This is a genomic window from Sporosarcina sp. FSL K6-3457, from assembly GCF_038007285.1.
GTDB lineage: Bacteria > Bacillota > Bacilli > Bacillales_A > Planococcaceae > Sporosarcina.
On sequence record NZ_JBBOWX010000001.1, the window covers coordinates 1,047,816 to 1,070,866 of the forward strand.

The 23,051-nt window shown below is 39.2% G+C and carries 19 protein-coding genes; 14 read left to right on the plus strand and 5 right to left on the minus strand.

Annotation, left to right across the window (positions count from 1 at the left end; all coding sequences use genetic code 11):
* Positions 1-8: 8 nt before the first annotated feature.
* From N1I80_RS05060 to N1I80_RS05085, 6 genes are all read left to right on the plus strand, one after another.
* Positions 9-1,931, plus strand: a complete 1,923-nt coding sequence (locus N1I80_RS05060; protein WP_340739967.1) for an AraC family transcriptional regulator — start codon at positions 9-11, stop codon at positions 1,929-1,931.
* A gap of 268 nt (positions 1,932-2,199) precedes the next feature.
* Positions 2,200-3,792: an ABC transporter substrate-binding protein gene (locus tag N1I80_RS05065; protein ID WP_340736841.1), complete on the plus strand. Its 1,593-nt coding sequence runs from the start codon at positions 2,200-2,202 to the stop codon at positions 3,790-3,792.
* A 149-nt stretch (positions 3,793-3,941) separates the two neighbouring features.
* On the plus strand, positions 3,942-4,862 hold the full coding sequence (locus N1I80_RS05070; protein ID WP_340739968.1) for an ABC transporter substrate-binding protein: 921 nt from the start codon (positions 3,942-3,944) through the stop codon (positions 4,860-4,862).
* Between the two features lie 105 nt (positions 4,863-4,967).
* Complete coding sequence (locus N1I80_RS05075; protein ID WP_340736842.1) at positions 4,968-6,884, plus strand: AraC family transcriptional regulator; 1,917 nt, start codon at positions 4,968-4,970, stop codon at positions 6,882-6,884.
* An 849-nt stretch (positions 6,885-7,733) separates the two neighbouring features.
* Positions 7,734-8,792, plus strand: a complete 1,059-nt coding sequence (locus tag N1I80_RS05080; RefSeq protein ID WP_340736843.1) for an NAD(P)/FAD-dependent oxidoreductase — start codon at positions 7,734-7,736, stop codon at positions 8,790-8,792.
* A 60-nt stretch (positions 8,793-8,852) separates the two neighbouring features.
* Positions 8,853-9,812, plus strand: coding sequence for an ABC transporter substrate-binding protein (locus N1I80_RS05085; RefSeq protein ID WP_340736844.1), 960 nt, complete (start codon positions 8,853-8,855; stop codon positions 9,810-9,812).
* A gap of 219 nt (positions 9,813-10,031) precedes the next feature.
* Here the strand turns inward: N1I80_RS05085 and N1I80_RS05090 are convergent, their stop codons facing one another.
* The 4 genes from N1I80_RS05090 to N1I80_RS05105 form a co-directional block, all read right to left on the minus strand.
* Complete coding sequence (locus N1I80_RS05090) at positions 10,032-11,195, minus strand: hypothetical protein (protein WP_340736845.1); 1,164 nt, start codon at positions 11,193-11,195, stop codon at positions 10,032-10,034.
* Entirely contained in the window at positions 11,185-12,402 is a 1,218-nt protein-coding gene (locus N1I80_RS05095) for a DUF58 domain-containing protein (RefSeq protein ID WP_340736846.1), read from the minus strand. Before N1I80_RS05095 ends, N1I80_RS05090 begins: the two co-directional genes overlap by 11 nt.
* Positions 12,399-13,343: an AAA family ATPase gene (locus tag N1I80_RS05100; RefSeq protein WP_340736847.1), complete on the minus strand. Its 945-nt coding sequence runs from the start codon at positions 13,341-13,343 to the stop codon at positions 12,399-12,401. The genes N1I80_RS05095 and N1I80_RS05100 overlap by 4 nt, the downstream gene beginning before the upstream one ends.
* A gap of 106 nt (positions 13,344-13,449) precedes the next feature.
* Positions 13,450-14,136 (minus strand): zinc transporter family protein, encoded by a 687-nt coding sequence (locus N1I80_RS05105; RefSeq protein WP_340739969.1) that lies wholly within the window; start codon positions 14,134-14,136, stop codon positions 13,450-13,452.
* Positions 14,137-14,474: 338 nt separating this feature from the next.
* Here N1I80_RS05105 and N1I80_RS05110 point away from each other — a divergent pair, with 338 nt between their 5' ends.
* The 4 genes from N1I80_RS05110 (at position 14,475) to N1I80_RS05125 (ending at position 18,831) form a co-directional block, all read left to right on the plus strand.
* Positions 14,475-14,762, plus strand: a complete 288-nt coding sequence (locus tag N1I80_RS05110; protein ID WP_340736848.1) for a metal-sensitive transcriptional regulator — start codon at positions 14,475-14,477, stop codon at positions 14,760-14,762.
* Positions 14,763-14,837: 75 nt separating this feature from the next.
* A complete protein-coding gene (gene copZ / locus N1I80_RS05115) occupies positions 14,838-15,038 on the plus strand; it encodes a copper chaperone CopZ (protein WP_340736849.1) in 201 nt (66 codons plus the stop codon).
* A 367-nt stretch (positions 15,039-15,405) separates the two neighbouring features.
* The gene (locus N1I80_RS05120) at positions 15,406-17,817 is read left to right on the plus strand and encodes a heavy metal translocating P-type ATPase (RefSeq protein ID WP_340736850.1); all 2,412 of its coding nucleotides are present in this window, start codon (positions 15,406-15,408) and stop codon (positions 17,815-17,817) included.
* Between the two features lie 198 nt (positions 17,818-18,015).
* Positions 18,016-18,831, plus strand: coding sequence for a ZIP family metal transporter (locus N1I80_RS05125; RefSeq protein ID WP_340736851.1), 816 nt, complete (start codon positions 18,016-18,018; stop codon positions 18,829-18,831).
* A gap of 96 nt (positions 18,832-18,927) precedes the next feature.
* Here the strand turns inward: N1I80_RS05125 and N1I80_RS05130 are convergent, their stop codons facing one another.
* The gene (locus tag N1I80_RS05130; RefSeq protein WP_340736852.1) at positions 18,928-19,542 is read right to left on the minus strand and encodes a DUF1919 domain-containing protein; all 615 of its coding nucleotides are present in this window, start codon (positions 19,540-19,542) and stop codon (positions 18,928-18,930) included.
* Between the two features lie 316 nt (positions 19,543-19,858).
* Between N1I80_RS05130 and N1I80_RS05135 the strand changes: the two genes are divergently transcribed.
* The 4 genes from N1I80_RS05135 (at position 19,859) to N1I80_RS05150 (ending at position 23,048) form a co-directional block, all read left to right on the plus strand.
* Positions 19,859-20,503, plus strand: coding sequence for a sugar transferase (locus tag N1I80_RS05135; RefSeq protein WP_340739970.1), 645 nt, complete (start codon positions 19,859-19,861; stop codon positions 20,501-20,503).
* Positions 20,504-20,614: 111 nt separating this feature from the next.
* The gene (locus N1I80_RS05140; RefSeq protein WP_340736853.1) at positions 20,615-21,358 is read left to right on the plus strand and encodes a YveK family protein; all 744 of its coding nucleotides are present in this window, start codon (positions 20,615-20,617) and stop codon (positions 21,356-21,358) included.
* A 112-nt stretch (positions 21,359-21,470) separates the two neighbouring features.
* Positions 21,471-21,977 carry a CpsD/CapB family tyrosine-protein kinase gene (locus N1I80_RS05145; RefSeq protein ID WP_340736854.1) on the plus strand — a complete coding sequence of 169 codons (507 nt, stop codon included), beginning with the start codon at positions 21,471-21,473 and terminating at the stop codon, positions 21,975-21,977.
* Between the two features lie 84 nt (positions 21,978-22,061).
* Positions 22,062-23,048: an NAD-dependent epimerase/dehydratase family protein gene (locus N1I80_RS05150; RefSeq protein ID WP_340736855.1), complete on the plus strand. Its 987-nt coding sequence runs from the start codon at positions 22,062-22,064 to the stop codon at positions 23,046-23,048.
* Positions 23,049-23,051 lie beyond the last annotated feature (3 nt).

The window sequence follows — 23,051 nt, forward strand, 5'->3', positions numbered from 1 at the left end:
TCTTGAAAGTGCATAACCATGTATTACTCTGGAACAATGCGACGATTAAAGTATTGGATGTGCGCTATTCAGAGATGGTCCTTGGGGAACGGATGCTTCCTCATCGCTTACCTGCGAGTGCATTCTTGTTTGCAATGAATGGAAGTGCAAAGATAACGTTGGACGGCGTTGTACAACTAGCGACTGGATTTCATGTCCTTCACGGGGGCAAGGGAATGAGTCTTGATATTATTGCCGAAGGACGCTTTGAATATTACTTAATTTTCTACAGGGCAAAACTCCCGCAGTCTAGTAGCAAGAAACTAATAGAACTCATGAAGCATGATAATCCATTTCAACTGCAATATGGATTTTCTCCACATTCCCCACTATCACTATTTGAAATGACAAATTTGATGGATAAGGAATGGCAGCAAGAAAGTACATTGGAAAAGTTTCATGTTAAAGTCCTATTTTATCGTTTGGTTCATGAGATTCACCGTCAATTATATGACCAAGGCATCGAAACGACGAAGCCGGATTTCGTGTCACAAGCAGTTCATTATATACATGAGAGATATAATGAGCCGATTACACTGGAGTCCATTGCCGAAGCATTGAACTACAATATGCAGTATTTATCGAGACAATTTAAGCGGCAGACGGGACGAAGCCCAATTGCTTATTTGTTGGAAATAAGAATTGAAAAAGCACAGGAATTGCTCTTACATACAAATGCCACGGTGCAGGAGATAGCGGATTACGTAGGGTATACGGATCCGCTTTATTTCAGTCGTCTGTTCAAAAAACATACGGGAGTGACGCCTGGAAATTTCAAAAAGCATATGCCTGGGAAGAAAAAGGTATCTGTTCGTCCATATAGCGAGTTCAAATTGTCCATTGTAGATCAAAATTCGATGCTTTATAGTAATGATGGGATTGATAATCATTATCACTATGAAGATGAAGGAGATTTACTGATGCATAAAAGAACAAAGACACCAATGGTAGCAACCCTATTTCTATGTTTCAGCTTATTGTTGAGTGCATGCACGGGAGGAAGTAGCCAAACAAATAGAGATGAGCAGGCACCGACTACTCAGGCAGTAGCGGAAACACAGTCTACCAAAGTAGTAACGACAATCTTTGGTGATGTAGAGATTCCAACGAAGCCCGAGCGTATTGTAGCAGTTCAGTATTTGAGTAGCTTACTAGCTCTTGGGATCACTCCAATTGGGTCTACAGAACGTACGATGGAAAGTCCCTATTTTGAGGAAATGACAACTGGGATTGATGTGATTGGAAGCTCGGCAGAGGATATCTCTTTTGAAAAGATTACGGATTTGGAACCAGATGTCATAATTCTGATGACATCCGATGAAGAGGTTTATAAAAAATATAATAAAATTGCACCGACTGTGAGCATTCCTTATGGCTCACTAGAGAATGCGCAAAAAGAGATCAACTTTTTCGGTGAATTACTTGGGCTTGAGAACGAAGCAAAGACTTGGATTGAAGATTATGAAGAACGTATTACCGCTGCAAAAGCTAAGGTTGAGCAAGTAATTCCAAATGATGCGACATTTACGATACTTGAGCATACTGATAAAGCCTTGTCTTTATATGGTGATAATTATGGAAGGGGAGGTCTTCCAATTTATCAGGGGCTCGGTCGTAAAATACCAGCGAAATACGAGGAGGAGATTGTAAAAGAAGGCGGCTATCTTTCATTATCGATTGAAGTACTCGCGGATTATGCAGGTGACTATATTATATTAACATCTGATAAGACGTTAGAAGAATACAAAGCAGATCCAGTTTGGGGGACATTGGATGCAGTCAAAAATAACAAAGTGTATATCTGGCCTAATAAACGATCTTACTTCATTGACCCACTTTCATTACTTGCTCAAACGGAGGAACTGGCGGAGTGGTTATCGGGACAAAAATAACTTCAGTTTATTTGGAACGGGGAAGTCATTCGCTACATTATAATCGAAATGCGATTTAGATGAAGAATGTGTTGAGTTTGTCGTGAAAAATTCTCTCAAGTCTATTTTGGAGCTTGAGGGGATTTTTCTGTTCCCGAAAGGATTTTAAATAGAAAGGGAATAACTTTGTATATGTGGGCGAATAAAATATAGTGAATGAGATGCGAATTATGGAATCTATCGGCTGAATTAAAATCAACAGATGTAAATAAGAGAGAGGAGTAAAATAATGACCTATCCTACTTCAGAAAATGTTTCTACACATACATTCTACATGCCTGTCAGCTTGATAACATTGGAAGAAGCTATAGGAAGCTCCTTCGAAGTTAGTGCGGAACTTTCTTATATCGTAATTGTTTGGGGTGGGAAAGGAATAGTTAGCCTCAATGAACAGCAGTATGTTATATCTCAGGGAAGCGTATTACTGTGGGATGCTCCCCAAGGCGGAGAATGGACATGTACACCCCATGTTCCACTCCAAGGAATTTTGATAGGCTATCGCATTTTAACTACAGAAGGCTCCAAACAGGGTGGCTTAGGAAGTAAAGATTCGCTTTACCACTGTTCATCCGAAATTATTAGGCTGTCTGGTAAGTTAGAAAGTGCTTGGAAGCAGCCGAGCAAAAGAGAACCGTTTCGCATACAACAACTGTTCATCGAGCTACTAGTAAGGCTATATGATGAACGAGAAGGGCAATCTCAGCCAACTAGCCCATGGATGGAACAAGTCATTCATTACATAGATGCGCATTTTCATGAGGACTTAACGCGCGAGCAGATGTCTGAGCTGGCACAAGTAAGCCCTGAGCATTTTTCTCGTACATTTCGTATGTATACAGGACAAACTTTTAGTGCTTATCTCGCCATGTTGCGGATTCGTAGCGCTCAGCAAAGGCTGCTTTACGAGATGCCTAAACTAGAGAGCTTGGCACAGGAAGTGGGCTATAAAGAAGGTACTTATTTAAGTCGAAAGTTTAAGCAATTGGTCGGGGTGTCACCTACTGCCTATCATCAAAAACAAAAACGGGTCGTTGTCCTTAATAATAATCATACTGCATGCTTACTGGCATTAGGTATTACTCCGGAATTAGGCGTGTATTCTGCTTGGATGGAGAGCATAAATGCTGTTAATCCATCGCAAAAGCTCTATGAATCAGGAATAAACACCTCCGCTATCTATGAAGCCATTGCTTCCACTCAACCGGATGTAATCATTGATTATTATAATGTGAATCGGAGTAAAGAACTTCTACCGCTCGCTCCCGTGCTTGGTCTTCCTTTTATGAATATAAGCTGGAAAGAGCAATTTCGCCTCATTGCTGACGTTGTCGAAAGACAACAGCAGGTAGGGGAATGGCTTGCCTATTATGACGCACAAATATGGACCTTTAATCAGAAACTCGATGAGCAGCTTGGAAAACGGGGAACAGCTGTCGTGTGGGAAATTGGTACAAGTTCAGCTTACAGCTTTCATAGTAGCCACGGTAGAGGGAGTCAAATATTATATGAAGATATCGGCTTTCGTCCTCCCGCCTCTTTGCTTGAGCATGGTATTGAACAATGGGGATATATAGAGAAGGAGATTGAAGCTATCGCAGACTACCCGGCCGATCATATCTTTATAACTGGAATCCCTTCCAATCCAGGAACAATGAAACGTATGGATAGCTTGTTTAAGTCTGAGTCTTGGTTGAAGATGGCAGCTGTCAGGGAAAAACGTGTGTACATAATTGACGAACCAGACTTGTTCTATGGCTATGATCCGTTATCCTCTCAAGCACAGCTGTATGAACTAATGAAGGTATTAATATCACAAAAGTGAAGGAGATAGATCATCTTTGTGCATAGACAATTCTGACCAAACCCCTTACTATTAACAGTGATAATGATTATCATTATTAATTGAAGGGGGATTTAAAGTTGTATTTACTAGAAAATGATTATAAAAGGCGAGGGCTAAAGTTAGTAGTTATGTTAGGGCTACTCATGATTTTACTAGCCCTTTCTGCTTGCGGTGCGACCGATCAGGTGGAAACAGACCAAAGTCCAGAAACGAACACGAACAGTGCCACAAAAACAATTACCACAGTAAATGGGGAGATTGAAATACCTGTCGAACCGCAACGTATTGTAGCGGAGGAATACCTAGGCAGTCTAATTGCCCTGGACGTTATTCCAGTGGGAGCTCCAGGACTGACAATTGAAAACTATTATTTCAAAGATGAGCTTTCGGGGGTTTCTGATACTGGAGTTTACGGACAACCATCTACTGAAAGTATTCTTGCCCTCGACCCTGATCTTATTATTTCAGGAAATGCAGAGAGCTATGAGATGTTAAGCAAAATTGCTCCAACGGTTATTATACCTTACGGTGATTTGAAGAATGCACACGAAGAGCTAACTTATTTTGGTCAGCTACTTGGTAAGGAAGCAGAGGCAGAGATTTGGCTACATAATTATGAACAGCAGATTGCAGAAGCTAAAGCTAAGGTTGACGCAGCCATTGCTAAAGACGCAAGCTTTTCGATTATGGAGGATACCGACAAGGTGACCTATGTGTACGGTGATAATTTTGGACGGGGTGGACAACCAGTCTACCAAGCGCTTGAACGTAAGCCACCCAGTGCTATTGCCGATGAAATTATGGAGAAGCAATGGGCCGAACTCTCTTCGGAAATGGTAGAGAGCTATGCGGGAGATTATATTATCATGACTTCTAATATCCGAACAGTTGAAGATTTTGAGGCAGATCCTATTTGGGGGAGTTTGCCAGCAGTAAAGAATGGTCACCTCTATGTTTGGCCAGAAGAACGTTCATGGTATTATGATCCGATTGCCGTCCTTGCGCAGACAGAAGAGCTTGTAACTTGGCTAACGAGCCTAAAAAAATAACAGAAGATGCTTCATCGCTGATTATAAGGCGTGTGGAGTATCTTTTTCTATTTTTAAGAGGGGTTTTAACAGGATAGTTATTTAACATATGTAGGAGGAAAATGAATGGATCAGAAGGTTATCAATGATTATATAATGTTTTGGAATCAAGCTTCCATTGAAGTGCTAAACATACGTCATGAAGTCCTGGAAGTGGGAGATAACCTACATGCTTATAGACTACCAGCGAGTACGTTTCTTTACTCTATAGTTGGTAATGCACAAGTGCAATTGGATCAGACAGAATATAATCTAAGCGGATTTCAAGTTATGCATGCTGGTAAAGGGGCAATACTTAATATTGATACTACTGATGAAGATTTTAAGTATTACTTAGTTTTTTACAAAGGTTTTATTTCAACACCGAGTAGCCTAAAAGATGTCGAACATTTGAAGCGAAGTAGTCCGTTTCAAAAACAATATCATTTTACACCTAGTTATCCAATTTCTCTATTGGACAAGCTTCAAGAAATGCATGAAAAATGGAAGAAGCCAGAACCGCTTGAGAGATTCAATATAAAAACGCTATTTCACCAATTTATTAACCGTGTTTTAATCGAACTTCATCAGAAAAATATTGAAGTTAAAGAACCAGATTTGACAACCCAAGTCCTTTTTTATATTCAAAGAAATTATTCAGAACCGATTAGTTTGGAATCGCTCGCTGAAACTTTTAACTATAGTGCACCACATTTATCGGTCATGTTTAAGCATCGTACAAGTTATAGCCCGATTGATTATTTAATCCAGTTTCGGTTGAACAAAGCTGCAAAACTTTTAGTAGAGACAGACGCTCCATTACGAGATATCGCAATAAGCGTTGGGTATCAAGATGCCTATTATTTTAGTCGTCTTTTTAAAAAGAAGAAAGGCGTATCACCTGCACAGTTTAGAATAGCTGAAATTAATCGAAAGAAAAGCAGAGATAATCCTACCATAATCCATAGATACTCCATTGTCGATTCAAACCTGTGTCAGTATATTTATATTGATAGTGATAATCATTATCAATATCCTCGGAGGGAAGATTTAATCATGAAGAAAATAATCAAATCGCCTATGGCAACAAGTTTTTTACTATTTTTAACATTATTACTTGGCGCGTGTTCTGGCAATACAACAGGTGATATTTCGCCAAATGAGGACGCTCAAAAAACAAAGACAGCGGAACAGACTAAAATCGTTTCTACCATCAATGGCGATGTTGAAATCCCAGTAGATCCAAAGAGAATCGTTACAGATTATTTACCTGGATTTTTATTGACTTTAGGTGTCAAGCCTGTGGGTACACAGGAACTCTATATGAAAAGTCCTTACTTAAAGGATTATAATCAAGGAATTACATATTATGAAGAGTCACTTGAAGCTGTTGTAGATTTAAATCCCGATCTTATTATTACTGGTAACGCGGAGCAATATGAAGCCTATGCTAAAATTGCACCAACTGTCTTAATCTCGAACACGTTAGAAATGAATGAAGCGCTAAATGAACTTAGTAAGATTTTAGATAAGGAAGATGAGAAAAAAGCTTGGTTAAATGATTATAATGAGAGAGTCGAAGTTGCTAGGAACACTGTAAGTGAAATCATTGGAGAAGATAAAACAGTAACAGTTTACGCTGGTGGAGCGAAAGATGATATAACATTGTATGGCAATGGTTATACAGGGAAGTCTTTTTACGAGGGGCTTCAGTTGACGCAGCCTAAAAAGGTTCTGGAAGATATCGACCCGGAGAAACCTTGGATACAAATATCTCCCGAAGTACTTCCGGATTATTCAGGAGACTATATTTTTGTAGCAGTAAATAAAGGAAATGAAACTTATGATTATAAAAGTCTCCCAGTTTGGAAAACACTTGACGCTGTCCAAAATGATCAGATTTTTGAAATAGATGGATGGAGTTTCTGGTTTTCTGATCCTATTTCTATTCTGGGACAGATAGAGGAAATGGCAGATTTGTTGGTGGAATACGCCAAAAAGTAATAAATTTATCCACAAGACTTCCTCCGATAGAGTCTTTGTGTTTGAGCTCTGTTGTTTCAATAATTTGAATGGGCATTGCTGTTTCGGGTATGAAGCAGACATGCAGTTTTGTGCCCGAACGTTAGCCATGAAAAATAGCATACGGGAAGCATACTACCATGAAGGCGCCTAGCACAGAGCGGTATAGAAAGAATTTTTTATACCAACATAGCTATCTAAGTAGTTACCTACGCTTCTCATTTGCTTTCGTAAAATAAAAATGGGAATACTAGTAATGAAGGTTTGAGCCGCCAAAATTGTATCTTTGGCGGCTCCTCTTTTGGTAAGGAGTCGGCTATTCTTTCTTCTTAAAAAGTATTCGCATTTCGTATACTTGTGCCTTTGGAGAGCGACGGTTGAACAATCCCTATCCATAAAATATCGGGTAATCGTATAGAAGTTGTTCAATCTAAAGCGGCCTAAACATAACTGTGCACATAGCGCCAAGTGTGTAATGAAGTCTTGTTTAGTAAATCAGCAGATGTGAAATTAAACCTACATAGAATTCGTTTGGTAACATTTTTAATCTGTAACAATTAATGATTGTACTTTTCCTTCTGAATCGTATAATATTAATAGGTGACAATGATTCTCATTCTCAAGTTAGATGTGATTAGTCTTATTAAGTGTTAAAATAACAATTTAGTAAGGGGAAGACAAAGCATACAAAAGCACAAAGCACAAAGCACTGATTTCAACACGTATTATCGATATGACCCGATTGCGATTTATGAGCAAGTTGACTTATTTGTAGACATGCTGATTGGAAGAAGTAAGAAGAATCAGATAAAAAGAAAAGGGGTTTTTATGATGAATTCAGAACAGCTATTTGATGTAACAATTATTGGTGGCGGCCCTGCAGGATTGTATTCTGCATTTTATAGTGGACTTAGAGAAATGAAAACGAAAATTATTGAATTCCAGCCCTTTTTAGGTGGGAAAGTGCATGTGTATCCGGAGAAAATGATTTGGGATGTAGGTGGCTTGACGCCTGTTGCGGGAGAAAAATTGATTGAACAAATGATTCAGCAGGGACTTACGTTCCAGCCTGAGCTTGTAGTCGGTGAAAAAGTGACATCGATTCAAAAAGATGATAGTGGTCACTTTGTGATACAGACTTCTACAGGTGAACAGCATCTGTCCAAAACAGTTATTTTAGCAGTAGGTGGAGGTATCTTGAAGCCGACAAAATTAGAAATTGAAGGTGCAGAACGTTTTGAAGTATCCAATTTGCATTATACGGTAAAATCACTGGCACGCTTCAAAGGGAAGACAGTATTGATTTCTGGAGGCGGTAACGCGGCGATAGACTGGGCAAATGAATTAGAGCCGATTGCGAAAAAAGTCTATTTGACGTATCGCAAAGATATGCTGAAAGGGCATGAAGCAGAAGTATCACGCCTATTCAGTAGTTCAGTGGAATGCTTATTGAACACCTCTATTGAAAGACTGATTGCGGCAGATAATCATGAAACGATTGATCAAGTGGAATTAGTCAATACAGAGGATGGTCAGAAAATTCAACTGACAGTGGATGAAGTCATCATCAATCATGGGTACGATCGGGATAAAGAGTTAACAGAAAACAGCGGATTGAATATAGAAATGGCAAATGAGTACAGTATTGCAGGTAGTCCAATGAGTGAAACATCAGTTCCAGGACTCTATGCAGCAGGCGATATTTTGAATCATGAAGGCAAGCTTCATTTAATTGCAGGGGCATTCCAGGACGCGGCTAATGCTGTCAATAAAGCAAAGCAGTATATTACACCGGATGCGTATGGACATGGCATGGTATCCTCGCATAATGACCTCTTTAAAGAAAAAAATCGCGAATTAGTGAAACATTTGTATGCGGTGAAAGCTTAACTTTCATGTTCACTGTTCTGATTATGAAGTATTATCTAACAGTAAAAAGGAGCGCATAAGGTGAAACTAAAAAAATGGTCTTACTCATTATGTTTGGTGGTATTTCTAGCTATCATCTTAGCGGGCTGTAATGAAAATAAAGAACAGTCAAGTGAAGAGAATAATGCGGGCACAATTACAAGAATGTATAAGGATGTAACTGGAAGAGAAGTAGAAATACCAGTGAATCCAAAGCGTGTAGTGACGACTCAGTATTTAGATGCAATGCTTGCATTAGGCGTAAAGCCAATCGGCACACCTTCTCATGTCTTGAATAACAATTATTTAGGTGAATTACAGGAAGGTGTGGAGGATCTCGGAAGCCCTTTTAGTATAGAAAAGGTCTTGGAGCTAGCACCAGATTTAATTATTTCAGCAGACCCTGAAGAAGTAGAACAATTAAGTAAAATTGCACCTACTGTTGTCATTCCATGGATGTATGGAGATGTTTATGCACAACTAAAAGAAGTAGCTAGTATCTTGGACAAAGAGAAGGAAGCCGATGACTGGATTGCCAAGTTAGATGAAAAGGCTGCAGAAGGTAGAGAGAAAATCGCTGGTAAAATAAGTGAGGATGAAGTAGTATCGATTTTTATGACTTATGAAAAAGATACACTTAGACTTTATGGTGCACGAAATGTCGGACATGTACTGTATCGCTCATTGCAACTAACTCCACCACCTTATATTCAAGAACAACTAGCAAATGACCCTGACTTTGAAAAATTTGTTTATGAGGATATATCGATGGAGAAATTACCAGATTACGCAGGCGATACAATCGTCATGTTGTCGTTTGGCGAAGAAACAAAAGCAGAGGGAGGCATGTACTCTCAAATTGAGCAAAGTTCTTTATGGAAGGGCCTAGATGCTGTGAAAGACAACAAAGTCTATCATATTGGTGAAAATCCATGGTTTACGTATGCTCCAATCGCCATTGAGAAATCATTAGATAAAGCGATTGAGTTGTTTTCTGAGTAATATAAGATGGAAAGCGAAGTGGATTCTATTGAGTTTGCTTTAGCTGAGTCTATCGAGAGTTTCATGAGTTTAACTTATCCAAATGTAGTAATTAAAGAAATCTAGCAAAAGATCGAAACTTAGGCAGATGTACTCAGTATCTACTATTTCCTTAGAAATCTGTAAAAAGGGGTGCCTGGCTATCAAGCAATTTGTGTAGTTGCTTGACAGCCAGGCATTCTATTTAGCTAAAACCTTCATCATTTCGCGTAATTGTGCTTGCAATAATTTCAGCTCCTGATCGGTAATCTCGTCATCGCCATATCTCACTTTTTGATAAATACTAAGATTGCTATCTAGATCAATTCGTTCAAACCATTCCTCCAGCGACTCAAAAGGCTCTCTGCCCTTGTGGGATTTTTCTGCCTTTCGCTCAAAGTCATACACCATTTTACGGGCAGGATGTTTTGGTTTGTTAAAATAATTTTTGAGGTTGAATGTTACAAGATTATCTGAACTCACTTTTTCGTTTGATTGAATATATGATTTCTCTCGAATGGTCTTCATGCGAGAAAAATGCCAAGGTCTTTTCAGCAACAAGAACAATAAGCCGATAATTGCACAGATGACAATTATTGAAGTAAGTCCAGCGTAGCCAACAACAAATACTGAAATTTCTTCGAGAAATGATACACCGAGCTCCTCCTTATCATCATCTTGTTGGAGCACTTCAGCATGTTCCCCTCTTAAAGGTATATCTTCTAAAAACTCGAATACCCCTACAAACTTCCCTAGAAATAAAAATATAAAGTCGAGTAGACTATCCACTAATGTAAACACAGTAAACCGAAGTAAATAAAGAATAAGTGCACCCAAACTAAGAAAAGTAATAAAATAAAGGCCAACTAGAACAGGTATCTGTTTCCGCTGTACTTTGGGAATCATGACAGCATGAGCGGAAAAATGCCCCACTAGGATGATAAGTAATTGAAAAATCACACAGGCAAGTATTCGATAATCCTTTATGAATAAAAATAAGGGGATTGCTAAAATAATTGTGAAAACAAGATAATGCATTTCATGGTTACCCGCAGGTCTCTTTTGGATAGCGAGATACCGCCAAGTGAAGAATCCTGTATAAAAGAGGTTTAGTACCAATGGGTAGTCGAATAAGTAAAAGGCCGTGAGTAGCAATGGTAAGGTCACCAGATACGGCAGTAAACTAGACATGTATTTGGCGTACACCGAAAATGCGATACAAAGACAGAAGGCCACTGAAAAATAACTCCAATAAGGTGTTTCATGAAAATAGGCATTGAGATTGGGGAGAGTAATCAGAAAAACGATTAGAACTTCACTGACAAAATAGCTAGCAGCAAGTAGGATTGGGTGCTTATTTTGCAATTTTTTTGGCCCCCTCTCCCCATGGTTGAATGACTGCACCTTCAGCAAAGCTTTTAACGTGAAATAGTGATTGTTGTTTGTGCTTCCACTTGTTTGTTAAAGGGCCCAAGTCAGAGGGAATGTCACCTATAAAGATAATAGACGTAGGTTTAGCAAGCTGCTGACCGACCCGGTGAAGCATTTGGTTAAACGGTAAAAGAGCTGCTTGGCGATCAATCCTTGCTAACATTTCTAATGCCTGCAAATAATGTACTTTACCTAGTCCTTCATGCATATGAAAGTAGGGGACTTTTCCTGGTCTTCGCGCATTTAGAAATAGTTCATAGGAGATTCCTTTTTCGGTAGCAAAGCGACATAGATAAGCTGTATAGGATAATAAAGTTTCTAAATTACGATTAAATGCCTCCATATCCAAGTTATTAGCCGTATCTAGATTCACAATGAAGACAAAGGAAAGGTCAGCTGTTTTTTCATATATATTCGTTTGTAGCTGTTGCGTTTTAACGGATGCTTTCCAATTAATTCGATGGAATGGATCACTAAAGCTATAATCTCTTGTCCCAATTGGACTTTGAATATCTTCAAAAGGAGAGCCGTTCATGCGCTGCTCTCCATTCACTCTGTTAACGATTGCATCCATACCTTTTACAGGTAAAAATCTTGGAAGTACGATATACTCCGTTTGAAATGTAGGTGCGAACTTCAAACGGATGGAGTCGAATAGAAATAGATGTGGATAGGTATAGGAAATAGTATAAATTCCAGTCGTACCACGCTGTTTGGCAATAACTGGGATTTTTGTTGATATCTTTCTATTTCCCATAATAGTCGTAGGAATGTGCATTTCGTTCCAATAGCTTTTTTCATCATTCTGTTGCTCCGTAGGTTTTATGGCTGGGCCATGCTTAAACCGCAGCTCACCATTCAAAAGTGGGAAAATAGACGTGTTTTGAAAGGTGAATGAAAGCAAGGCCTCTTCTCCTGGAAACAGTCTTATTTTCACTTTTGGATTATCTAAGCGGAGAGAGGTCGCCATTTTTTTTTCATATAAGGTACTTAGTAAGAAGTAGCCAATGAAAATACCAGCCATCATGAATAGCAATGCGTTATGAGTAATGACTCCAACTAAGCCGAAGGTAGCCATAATAATGAACAGGAAATCAACATTCTTCGCGTGATGCCGACCATTCTCAATTTTCCACCTCATATTTGCTTCACTCCATACTCAACGGGTACGAGGACTTCCTGATTAATTTCTTTGATAATTTGTTGCGGTGTTTTTTTGATTTCTCCTTCCATTGTTAAGATAAGGCGGTGTTCAAATAGATAGGGCAACAAAAACTTGACGTCCTCTGGTGTCACATAATCTCGGTTTTCTATACAGGCCCGTGCTTGAGATGCGCGCATTAATGCCAGCATTCCTCTAGGGCTAATTCCAAGTTCAACATCATTATGCTCTCTAGAACAATGAATTAAGTTCACTATATAATCATATACGACATCTGATATTGTAATTTTTTTGATTTCATCTTGTAGCAGCTTTATATCCTCTAGCGAGAGGAGCGGCTTGATGGCTTCAAAAGGATCATTTTGGGCATGAGATTGGAGCAGAAGCTTATCCTCTGTTTTGGATGGGTAACCTAAATCAATTTTAAAGAGAAAACGATCTAATTGTGCTTCTGGTAATGGAAATGTTCCATAACTTTGTTCTATCGGATTTTGCGTGGCAATGATCATAAATGGTCGAGGGATAGCAATGGTTTCTCCATCAATGGTTGCCTGAAACTCTTCCATAGCCTCGAGAAGACTCGATTGCGTTCGTGGCGTTGCCCGATTGATTTCATCGGCTAGCAGGATGTTTGTATGTATGGGACCAAGTCGTAATTCAAACTCTTGAATTTTAGGGTTGAAATAACGAATTCCAGTAATGTCACTTGGCAAGACATCGGAAGTAAATTGAATTCTACTAAACAGACCGTTTATCATTTTAGCGAAGCTTTTTGCTAGTTTTGTTTTACCTGTGCCTGGAACACTTTCTAACAGGACATGTCCTTGGGTGAGGAGGGCGATAAACAGTAAATCCAATACGTCCTCCTTACAAAAAATCACTTGTTCAAGGTTCTTTTTTGCTTGCTTTATTAGCTCCATCGTATAACCTACTTTCATAATCTGATGACTGAATTTTCCTATTCATCATTATTATAGCACTTATTAATTTGAATTGAACTAATTATATGAGAAGAGTAGAGTGATTTTATCGCATAAAAAAATGAAATAGCGTGCTCAAGAGATACCCCATGAGGATATAGCTTAAAAATGAAACCCTGGGTAAAGCCTGGCGATGCTGTAGGATGAATTCAGATAGACTAGTTGCCGCGAGTAAGCTAATGGAAATACCGAGTAAAATGCTTTGTGCGTGATTGGTTAGATTGATGTAATGCCCAATCCAAATAAATAGAGTAAAGCACATGGATAAGCTCATAAAAACAAGAAGGAGGCTCCATAAATGTTTACCTTGCGAGAGCAGTGCTGCTGTGAGAGCGAATCCTTCTGGCACATGATGGAGAATGGTTGACGTAGTGAGGGTGATACCGAAAGTGGAATCACTTAATGCATTGCCGATGGTTATGCTCAGTGGAATGGTGTGGAGTAAGAGCGCAATGGTGAGTAAGTAGAGAGAGGGCGTTTGTGCAGTTGCTGGGTGGGTGAACCCGTGGAGTACTTGAAATAATAGATAGCCAATCAAGGCACCGAGGAGGATACCGAACATTTGGTACATTTGCAAGGCGGTTGGAATGATATCGAGCGCGAGCAATCCCACTAGAAATCCACCGCATAGCAGGGATAGACCTTGCGTTGTTTGTTGAAATAGTTTGGAGACAATCCAAGCAAAAATGCCCCCTACACTGACGCTTATAAAAAGAAATCCACCGAGTATCATGGCACTCAAATGTCTGGCCGCCTTTCATAACGAAGTCGTTGTAAAACAACTATATGCGCCAAGATTTGTTTTTTTGAATGAATTATACCCCTCGTTAGTATAAAAATCTGGTGGCGGTCATAAAGTCTCCCATGGCGGTCGTGAAGCGATGCGTGCCAGTCATAAATGTAGTTATGGCGAGCATAACAAGCGGCATGGCGGTCATAATGAGAAGGAATTGACTTGAGGAAGATAGTTAAAGTTACAGTTAATAAAAAGCGAACTCATTGACCCCCTTCTAGTAAAATGATAATATAGGGGTACGGGGTATTTGTAAATCGTTATGAGGAGTGATAACAATGGAGGAAACAACTAAAAAAACAGTTCAACCAAATAAGCAACAGCTGCTCAATCGTTTAAAGCGTGTTGAAGGACAAGTACGGGGCGTTCATCAAATGGTGGAAAATGATCGTTATTGCGTCGATATTTTGCATCAGATAAGTGCGATTCAATCAGCGATGAACAAGGTTTCATTGGCATTGCTTGAAGATCATACGCATCACTGTGTAGTCAATGCCATTAAAGGGCAGGATGGTGATGCGGCGATTAAAGAATTAATGGATGTTATGAAAACAATGACAAAATAAAAAATTCTATCTCTTGACATACCTGTATGGGGTATAGTAAATTGTAGTTAACAATAAAACAGGAGGTTTTTAATTATGAAAGAAATTTTAAAAGTAGAAGGTATGTCATGTAATCATTGTGTCAATTCAATCGAGACAAGTGTTGGGGAATTGACAGGTGTTTCATCAGTTAAAGTGGATCTTGGTAGCAAAGAAGTTGCAGTAGAATTTGACGGTGCAGCTACATTGGCTCAAATTAAAGAAACAATCGAAGACCAGGGTTTCGACCTCGCCTAACTAAGAATCAATTACGCCTCGGCGTAATTGCGTCCAGATTTTGAATTGCGCTTGAGGCCAGCACGGGGGAAGGATTGAACTTCATCCTTCCTTGCTGGTCATGCAACGAGGGAAGGATTGAATTGCATCCTTCCTTGTTGCCGCAGGACGCGGCGAACTTAGGGTGCCTTCTTAATTCCTTTCAAAATCTGTGACATCCGCCGGAGGCTTTCATTTTAGTTCAGCAGGGAATTTCTGCTGAACTAAAATGAATTTCCGCTTACACCATGTGGGGGATCAAGCGGTGGAGGAGATTATACCTCACAGTAGGTATAATCCTTCTTTTCGAAAAATATATACCCCCACCAAGTATCGGAGGAGAGATATTATGACAACAGCAGAAAAAACATTGCAAATTCAGGGGATGACGTGTGCAGCCTGTGCGAATCGCATTGAAAAAGGCTTGACTAAAATCGAAGGCGTGGAAAAAGCCAATGTCAACTTTGCATTGGAACGCTCGACAATTGTCTATGATCCAGCTAAAACAAACGTCAATGACTTTAAAGAAAGAGTTGAAAAGTTAGGTTTTAGTGTTGTGCAGGACAAAGTCGATTTTGATATTACAGGTATGACTTGTGCGGCTTGTGCGACTCGTATTGAAAAAAGAGTTAGCAAAATGGACGGTGTTTCGAATGCAAGTGTCAACTTTGCACTGGAAACTATCGCCGTTGAATACGACAGTAAACAAGTGGCAATGACAGATATGATGAATATTGTTAAAAAAATGGGCTATGAATTACTACCAAAGCAAGATAACAAGGATAAATTGGATCATAAAGCACAGGAAATTAAAAAGCAGCAAAACAAGTTTATCTTTTCACTAATTTTGACGATTCCATTACTATGGACAATGGTGGCGCATTTTGAGTTTTTATCCTTTATTTATTTACCAGCATTTCTAATGAATCCATGGGTACAGCTGGTATTAGCGACACCTGTTCAATTCATCGTCGGTGCACAGTTTTATAAGGGTGCTTTTAATTCGCTACGCAATAAAAGTGCCAACATGGACGTTTTGGTTGCACTGGGTACGAGCGCAGCGTATTTCTATAGTTTGTACCTATCCATTGAATGGATGAATGCTGGAAGCGTGGGTCATCCCGAATTATATTTTGAAGCATCCGCAGTTATTATTACACTAATCGTCCTAGGTAAATTATTTGAAGTACGTGCAAAAGGAAAAACGAGTCAGGCGATTCAAAAGTTGTTAGGTTTACAAGCGAAAACAGCAAGAGTGTTACGTGATGGCATTGAAATCGAATTACCGATTGAGGAAGTTATCGCAGGTGATACAATTCTTGTGAAGCCTGGTGAAAAAATTCCAGTAGATGGTGAAATTATTGAAGGACGTTCTGCTATAGATGAATCAATGATTACGGGGGAAAGTCTTCCGGTTGATAAAGTAGTTGGCGACAAAGTCATTGGTGCAACGATCAATAAGAATGGTTCATTGCAGATTAAGGCAACAAAAGTGGGGAAAGATACAGCATTAGCGCAAATTGTGAAAGTAGTTGAGGAAGCGCAAGGATCGAAAGCAGAAATCCAGCGTTTAGCAGATAGAATTTCAGGTATCTTTGTACCGGTTGTTGTTGTGATTGCAGTGGCAACGTTCTTCATTTGGTTCTTTATGGTGACACCGGGCGATTTCCGTTCGGCTTTGATTCCAACGATTTCGATTTTGGTTATTGCTTGTCCATGTGCGCTAGGTTTGGCGACGCCGACTTCGATTATGGCGGGTTCAGGTAGAGCGGCTGAAATGGGGCTGTTGTTTAAAGGCGGAGAACATTTGGAGAATACGCGCTCGATTGACACTGTGGTGTTGGATAAAACAGGAACTGTGACAAAAGGTCAACCAGCTTTAACGGATATTACAGTGACAGAAGGCTTTTCGGAGAATGAAGTGCTGCAATTAGTAGCAACAGCTGAAAATCAATCTGAGCATCCATTGGCGCAAGCGATTGTGCTAGGTGTGAAAGAAAAAGGCTTGTCATTGCTTGAAGTGACTGATTTTGAAGCATTACCAGGCTATGGTATTCGGGCTGTCGTTAGTGGCAGAGACGTATTAGTTGGCACACGGAAATTGATGAAAGAGCGTAATATTGCGATTTTAGATTCAAATGCTGCAATGGAAAAGCTGGAGAGTGAAGGAAAAACAGCGATGTTGATTGCTGTGGATCATAAGCTTGCAGGTGTCGTGGCAGTAGCTGATACAGTGAAGGAAACGTCGAAAGAAGCGATTGCGAGAATGCAGGCTTTGGGGCTGGAAGTTATTATGCTGACAGGCGATAACCAACGTACGGCAGAAGCAATTGCGCGTCAAGTTGGTCTGACACATGTTATTGCAGAGGTGTTGCCTGAACAAAAAAGTAATGAAATTAAAAAGCTGCAAGACCAAGGTAAGAAAGTGGCCATGGTGGGCGACGGTATCAATGACGCGCCAGCACTCGCTATGGCGAATATCGGAATGGCTGTTGGAACAGGGACAGATATTGCGATTGAGGCGGCGGATATTACGCTGATGCGCGGAGACTTAAACAGTGTGGCAGATGCGATTATTATGAGTCGCAAAACGATGCGTAATATAAAGCAAAACTTATTCTTCGCATTTTTCTACAACACAATTGGAATTCCAGTTGCAGCACTTGGCCTGTTAGCCCCGTGGGTTGCGGGTGCAGCGATGGCGTTCAGTTCGGTGTCCGTTGTCTTGAATGCTTTGCGTTTGCAGAAAGTTAAATTGTGAAAAGAGTAAGAGGAGGCCATGCGGATGAAATTCTGCATGGCCTTTAGTTTGAAGTAGTTAGTCTGCTCCTGAGTATCAGACACCCATCTGTATTTTTCATTTAGAAATTAAGATGTTGCGTCAGGGAAACTCCTAGCATACAATGACATTATAATGAAGAATGACGAGTGTTAGCTTTGAATAGAGAGGAAGAACAATATGGTTGAATATTTTATGGGGCTAGATGCCGTTTACCAAGCTTTAATCGCGACTTTATTTACTTGGGGAATGACGGCGCTTGGGGCTGCGTTAGTATTTACGACGAAGACGGTGAACCAAAAACTGATGGATGGTATGCTAGGCTTTGCAGGCGGTGTGATGATTGCGGCGAGTTTTTGGTCATTGCTGGCACCTGCTATTGAAATGGCCGAGACTGGACCTTTTCCTTCTTGGTTTCCAGCAGCTGCTGGTTTTTTACTAGGCGGATTTTTTCTATGGGGTGCCGATAAAATCATTCCTCACGTGCATCCGACTTCTCCAATGACAGACGCAGAGGGGATCCATCCGGAAAAAAAGCGTCGTAGTACATTATTGGTGATGGCAATTACCTTGCATAATATTCCTGAAGGATTAGCGATCGGTGTTGCTTTTGGTGCGGTAGCTGCTGGTTTTCCATCAGCCTCATTAGCCGCAGCCATTGCTTTAGCTGTCGGGATTGGGATTCAAAACTTGCCGGAGGGGACAGCAGTTTCTATGCCCTTGCGGAGAGATGGTATGTCGCGTAGAAAAGCCTTCATGTATGGTCAATCTTCGGGGGCTGTTGAACCGATTGCTGCTGTTATAGGGGTTCTTGCAGTTACATTGATGGCACCGATTTTGCCATTTGCACTTAGTTTTGCGGCGGGTGCGATGATTTTCGTCGTCGTAGAAGAAGTAATACCAGGTTCACAGGAAAATGGCAATAAGGATTTGGCTTCGATGTGTTTAATGCTTGGATTTGCCGTTATGATGATACTGGATGTGGCATTTGGATAAATACGAATATAAGGTAGACGACTTCATCTTTGGGTGAGGTCTTTTTTGTTTTGGAAATTTCAAAATGTAGTACCAGTCGCACTGACTGGCACCATGCTAGTTTTTATGATTTATAAAACGAACAAAATTAAAATCACACCTATCCCATGTCCTTTTCCCGAAAACACCCTTCCATTTGTATATGTTTCCTACACTACTTTTTTTCTTGTAACCTGGAACATACAATGCTGATTTAATATCCGGTCGTGGTTCGTGTACAAAAACTACTTTATTCTTGCATGGTAATTTATCAAATTCGAGTAAATCGTCATTCGTACAGCCATCTCTATCAGACATCATAAAATACAGATTGTCCAAATCAATCCGTTCACAACGCTCTTTCCACTTGTTATTAGCCTCATCAAAACTACTATAGTGAACAAAATGAATTGTCAATTCACCCAATGTCCCCAGAGGATATGAATATTCATCTTGTTTAACTTCTTTTAGCGGTAATTTAATATATGCTTCGATACTTTTACAGAACTTCACAAAGTCGGGAACTGAAAAATATAGATTGATTGTGGGGGACATGTATTTGAGTTGGTAATCGTGTGAGAATATTCCGCCATAGCAATTCTGACTGATAATCGTTACCTTTTTGTTTTTCAAAATATGAATAGCTTTGTGTAACCGTTTACTTCTCCAAAAGGTACGAAACTTCGTAATCATTATTTTAATCTCCTTCAATTAAAATACACTCCTTTGCACAATTTAATACTGATATGTTATTCGAAGCCGGAGGGTGTTATGTGCTAATTAGAGTAGGAGATTCAGGTAATCTATGACTGCTTATTTAGTGGAATATCAGACTTTCTCAGGTTCTTTTAATAATATCTAAAATCGATAGCATAATTTTAGTTTTGCCTGCTTATACTGTGTAATAAGTGAGTTTGAGAGTTTGAGTTTATTCACAATGCAAGAAGTACTAGTTTTTATGTAACATGGCAAAATGCACACTTTTTATGGAGGGATTCAAGTGGAAAAAATGCATCAACGTTTAGATGTAAGAGTGCCGGTTATATATAGGCATCACTATGGGAAGAGGATTTTAGATATTGTTATGAGCTTTCTCCTTCTTATTTGTTGCCTACCCATATTTATCATAGTATCTATTGCAGTGATCTTATTTTCAGGAGGACCAGTATTTTTTACTCAATCAAGGACAGGCCTTCAGAATGAGCCATTTACTATCTTCAAATTCCGAACGATGAAAGTTATGAAACAAGATGATAATAGGCATAAGTATGAATGGCAAGAAGGGGTTCCTGATAGTTTTCTTTTTAAAACGGCGGGTGATGCAGCAGTGACGTCCATTGGGAAGATTTTACGGAAGTATAGTTTGGATGAGTTACCACAGCTTTTGAACGTATTGAAAGGTGATATGAGTATTGTTGGGCCGCGGCCTGAAATACCTGTCATTACAGATATGTATAATGCCCATCAGGAAAAAAGGTTGCTTGTAAAGCCTGGTGTCACAGGATATGCCCAAATAAATGGACGATCTGAAATAAGTCATGGCAAGAAAATAGAGTATGACCTTTACTATGTTGAAAACTGGAGTTTCCTACTTGATCTTAAAATTATTGGTGCAACATTCAAATATGTAATAAGGGGGAAAGGGGCTTATTGAGGATGTTCCTGATAAAAAGGAAAGTATAAGTGATGTGTTAGTTGTAACGTGAAGAGCATACTATCAAAAGTTATGAAAAATGTTCATATAACCTAAAAAGTGGTGAAGAGGATGAATGACAAAGTAAAAATAAAAGATTTAGTAGAAATTTTAAAAAAGCGATTCTTACTCATTTTACTGACTATGATTGGTATAACTGCTGTCCTTATTATGACGTCCTTGTATTTGGTGAAACCTACCTATCAGTACTCCATTCAAGTGCTAGCAGGCTCTTTAGGCATGGACGATCAGGTGTCCTCGATGAATAAGGTACAAGAAAATAGACAGCTCGCTCTTTCGTATATGGATACTATTAAAAGCCCTCAGGTCATGACAGGTGTAAAAGAGGAGTTAAAGCTAACTGGTTCAAATTATGAGTTACTCAAGCAAATATCTGTAACCAATCGAGATAATTCGCAAATAATTACAATTACTGTTAAAGATTCTAATCCAGAGTTAGCTAAATCCATTGCACAGTCAATGGCGAATCAGTCCATAAATAGGTTTAAAAACTTTGCAAATGTCAATCCAATAAATATTCTATTAGATTCCAACATCATTGAAGAATCTGAGCATCTTTTTCCGAAAATCAAATTCGTTATAATCATTTCAATTGTGGTGGGTTTTTTCGCAGGAGTAGCATTGGCACTTGTACAGGAACACTTTGATGATACAAATTTTAGTGATGCCGAACTAGATCTTCTTGGTCTTCCTTTGTTAGGAAAAGTGAATGTAAACACTAAAGGGAAAAAAATGCGGAAAATACGTTATAAAACTTTATCTATAGAGAAACGCGGTGAATACTCTGGCTATTAAATTTAAGAGGAAACATTTTTTTAATCCAAATGATATAAAAAAAAAGGAGCAATTTTACAATATATGCAACAATATCGAATCTAACTTTGCCAAGGGAGAGCCAGTATTACTAATGGTCACATCGCTTAGACAAACTAAAAGCATCGTCTATGCTACTGCCTATTTAGCCCTTACCTTTTCGAAAAAAGGGAAACGAGTGTTACTAGTAGATGGTAATCTTCGTGACCCTTCGCTACATAGTTTCTTTAAGGTGGATAATACGGCCGGTCTAACTCCTTTGCTTTTAGGAGAGCAACCCCAATATAGGGGAAATACGATACAGATAACGGATGATCTATTCTGTTTACCGACGGGCGAGATCCTTTATGAGCCACTGGCATTGTTAACCTTAGCGAACGTACCTAATCTTATTAAGGAATGGAAACAGCATTTTGATATCATTTTATTTCATACATCCAATAGTCTAAGTATGCCTGATGCACAAATCATGGCAAACCATTGTGACGGTATTATATTAGCGGTAATGGAGGGACGAGATAATTTGGAGAGTATTACAAGTGTGAAAAAACAATTTGAACGTGCAAAACATGAAATAACGGGTACAGTGCTCATTAAATAAAAGGGAGAGACCGATAAAATCTCTTTTTGTATCACGAGCTTACTTGAAAAGACAGGGTGAATAAATGGATGGAGGAATAGAAGAATGATGAAGGTACTGGTAACGGGTGGCTTTGGATTTATTGGATCTCATATTGTGGAAACATTAATTCGCAATAATTATGAAGTTGCTGTGTATGATAATCTATCCACCGGATCTATGCAGAATGTCGATTCAAGAGTGATGGTTTTTATAGGCAACATTGAGGATAAGGAAACGCTAGAGAAAGCGATGGAGACATTCAAGCCCGATTATGTGATTCACGAAGCTGCACAAGTGAGTGTCCAAAACTCGATTTCAGATATTTCGAATGATGCACTCATCAATATCATGGGAACAATAAATATTATAGAACTTTCTCATGAGTATGCCGTGAAAAAGATTGTGTTTGCCTCTTCGGCAGCTGTATATGGAAATTCTAATACGCTGCCAATTTTAGTTTCACATCCTATCCAACCATTATCCCCTTATGGTGCTTCGAAAAAAACAGCCGAGGAGTACTTAATACTCGCAAAAAAACTATTCGATTTAGATTATGTCATTCTTCGTTATAGCAATGTGTATGGGCCGCGGCAAGCATCAGTTGGTGAAGGTGGGGTCATTTCAATCTTAACCAACCATATCATTAACAATGAGCAGCCGGTTATTTATGGTGACGGCTTACAAACGAGAGACTTTATCTATGTAGAGGATGTTGCAAGTGCTAATCTTCAAGCTCTTCGATTTGATGGAAGTGGAATCTTCAATATTTCATTAACAATTAGTTCAAGTATTAATCAGCTGTACTCAATTATTCAATCCATCAGCCAAAATGATATTTTCCCTATTTATAAATCGTCTAAAAGTGGAGATGTAAAAGAAAGTTTGCTTTGTAATAAAATGAGTATTCAAAAGTTGAATTGGCAACCTAAATATTCGCTCTCAGATGGCCTGGTGAAAACATATGAATATTATCTAGAGCAAAATCAATCTACTATAACTTCAGTTGAAGAATCTACAGCACTACACAAAACTAAGAACTTATCGCTATAAATT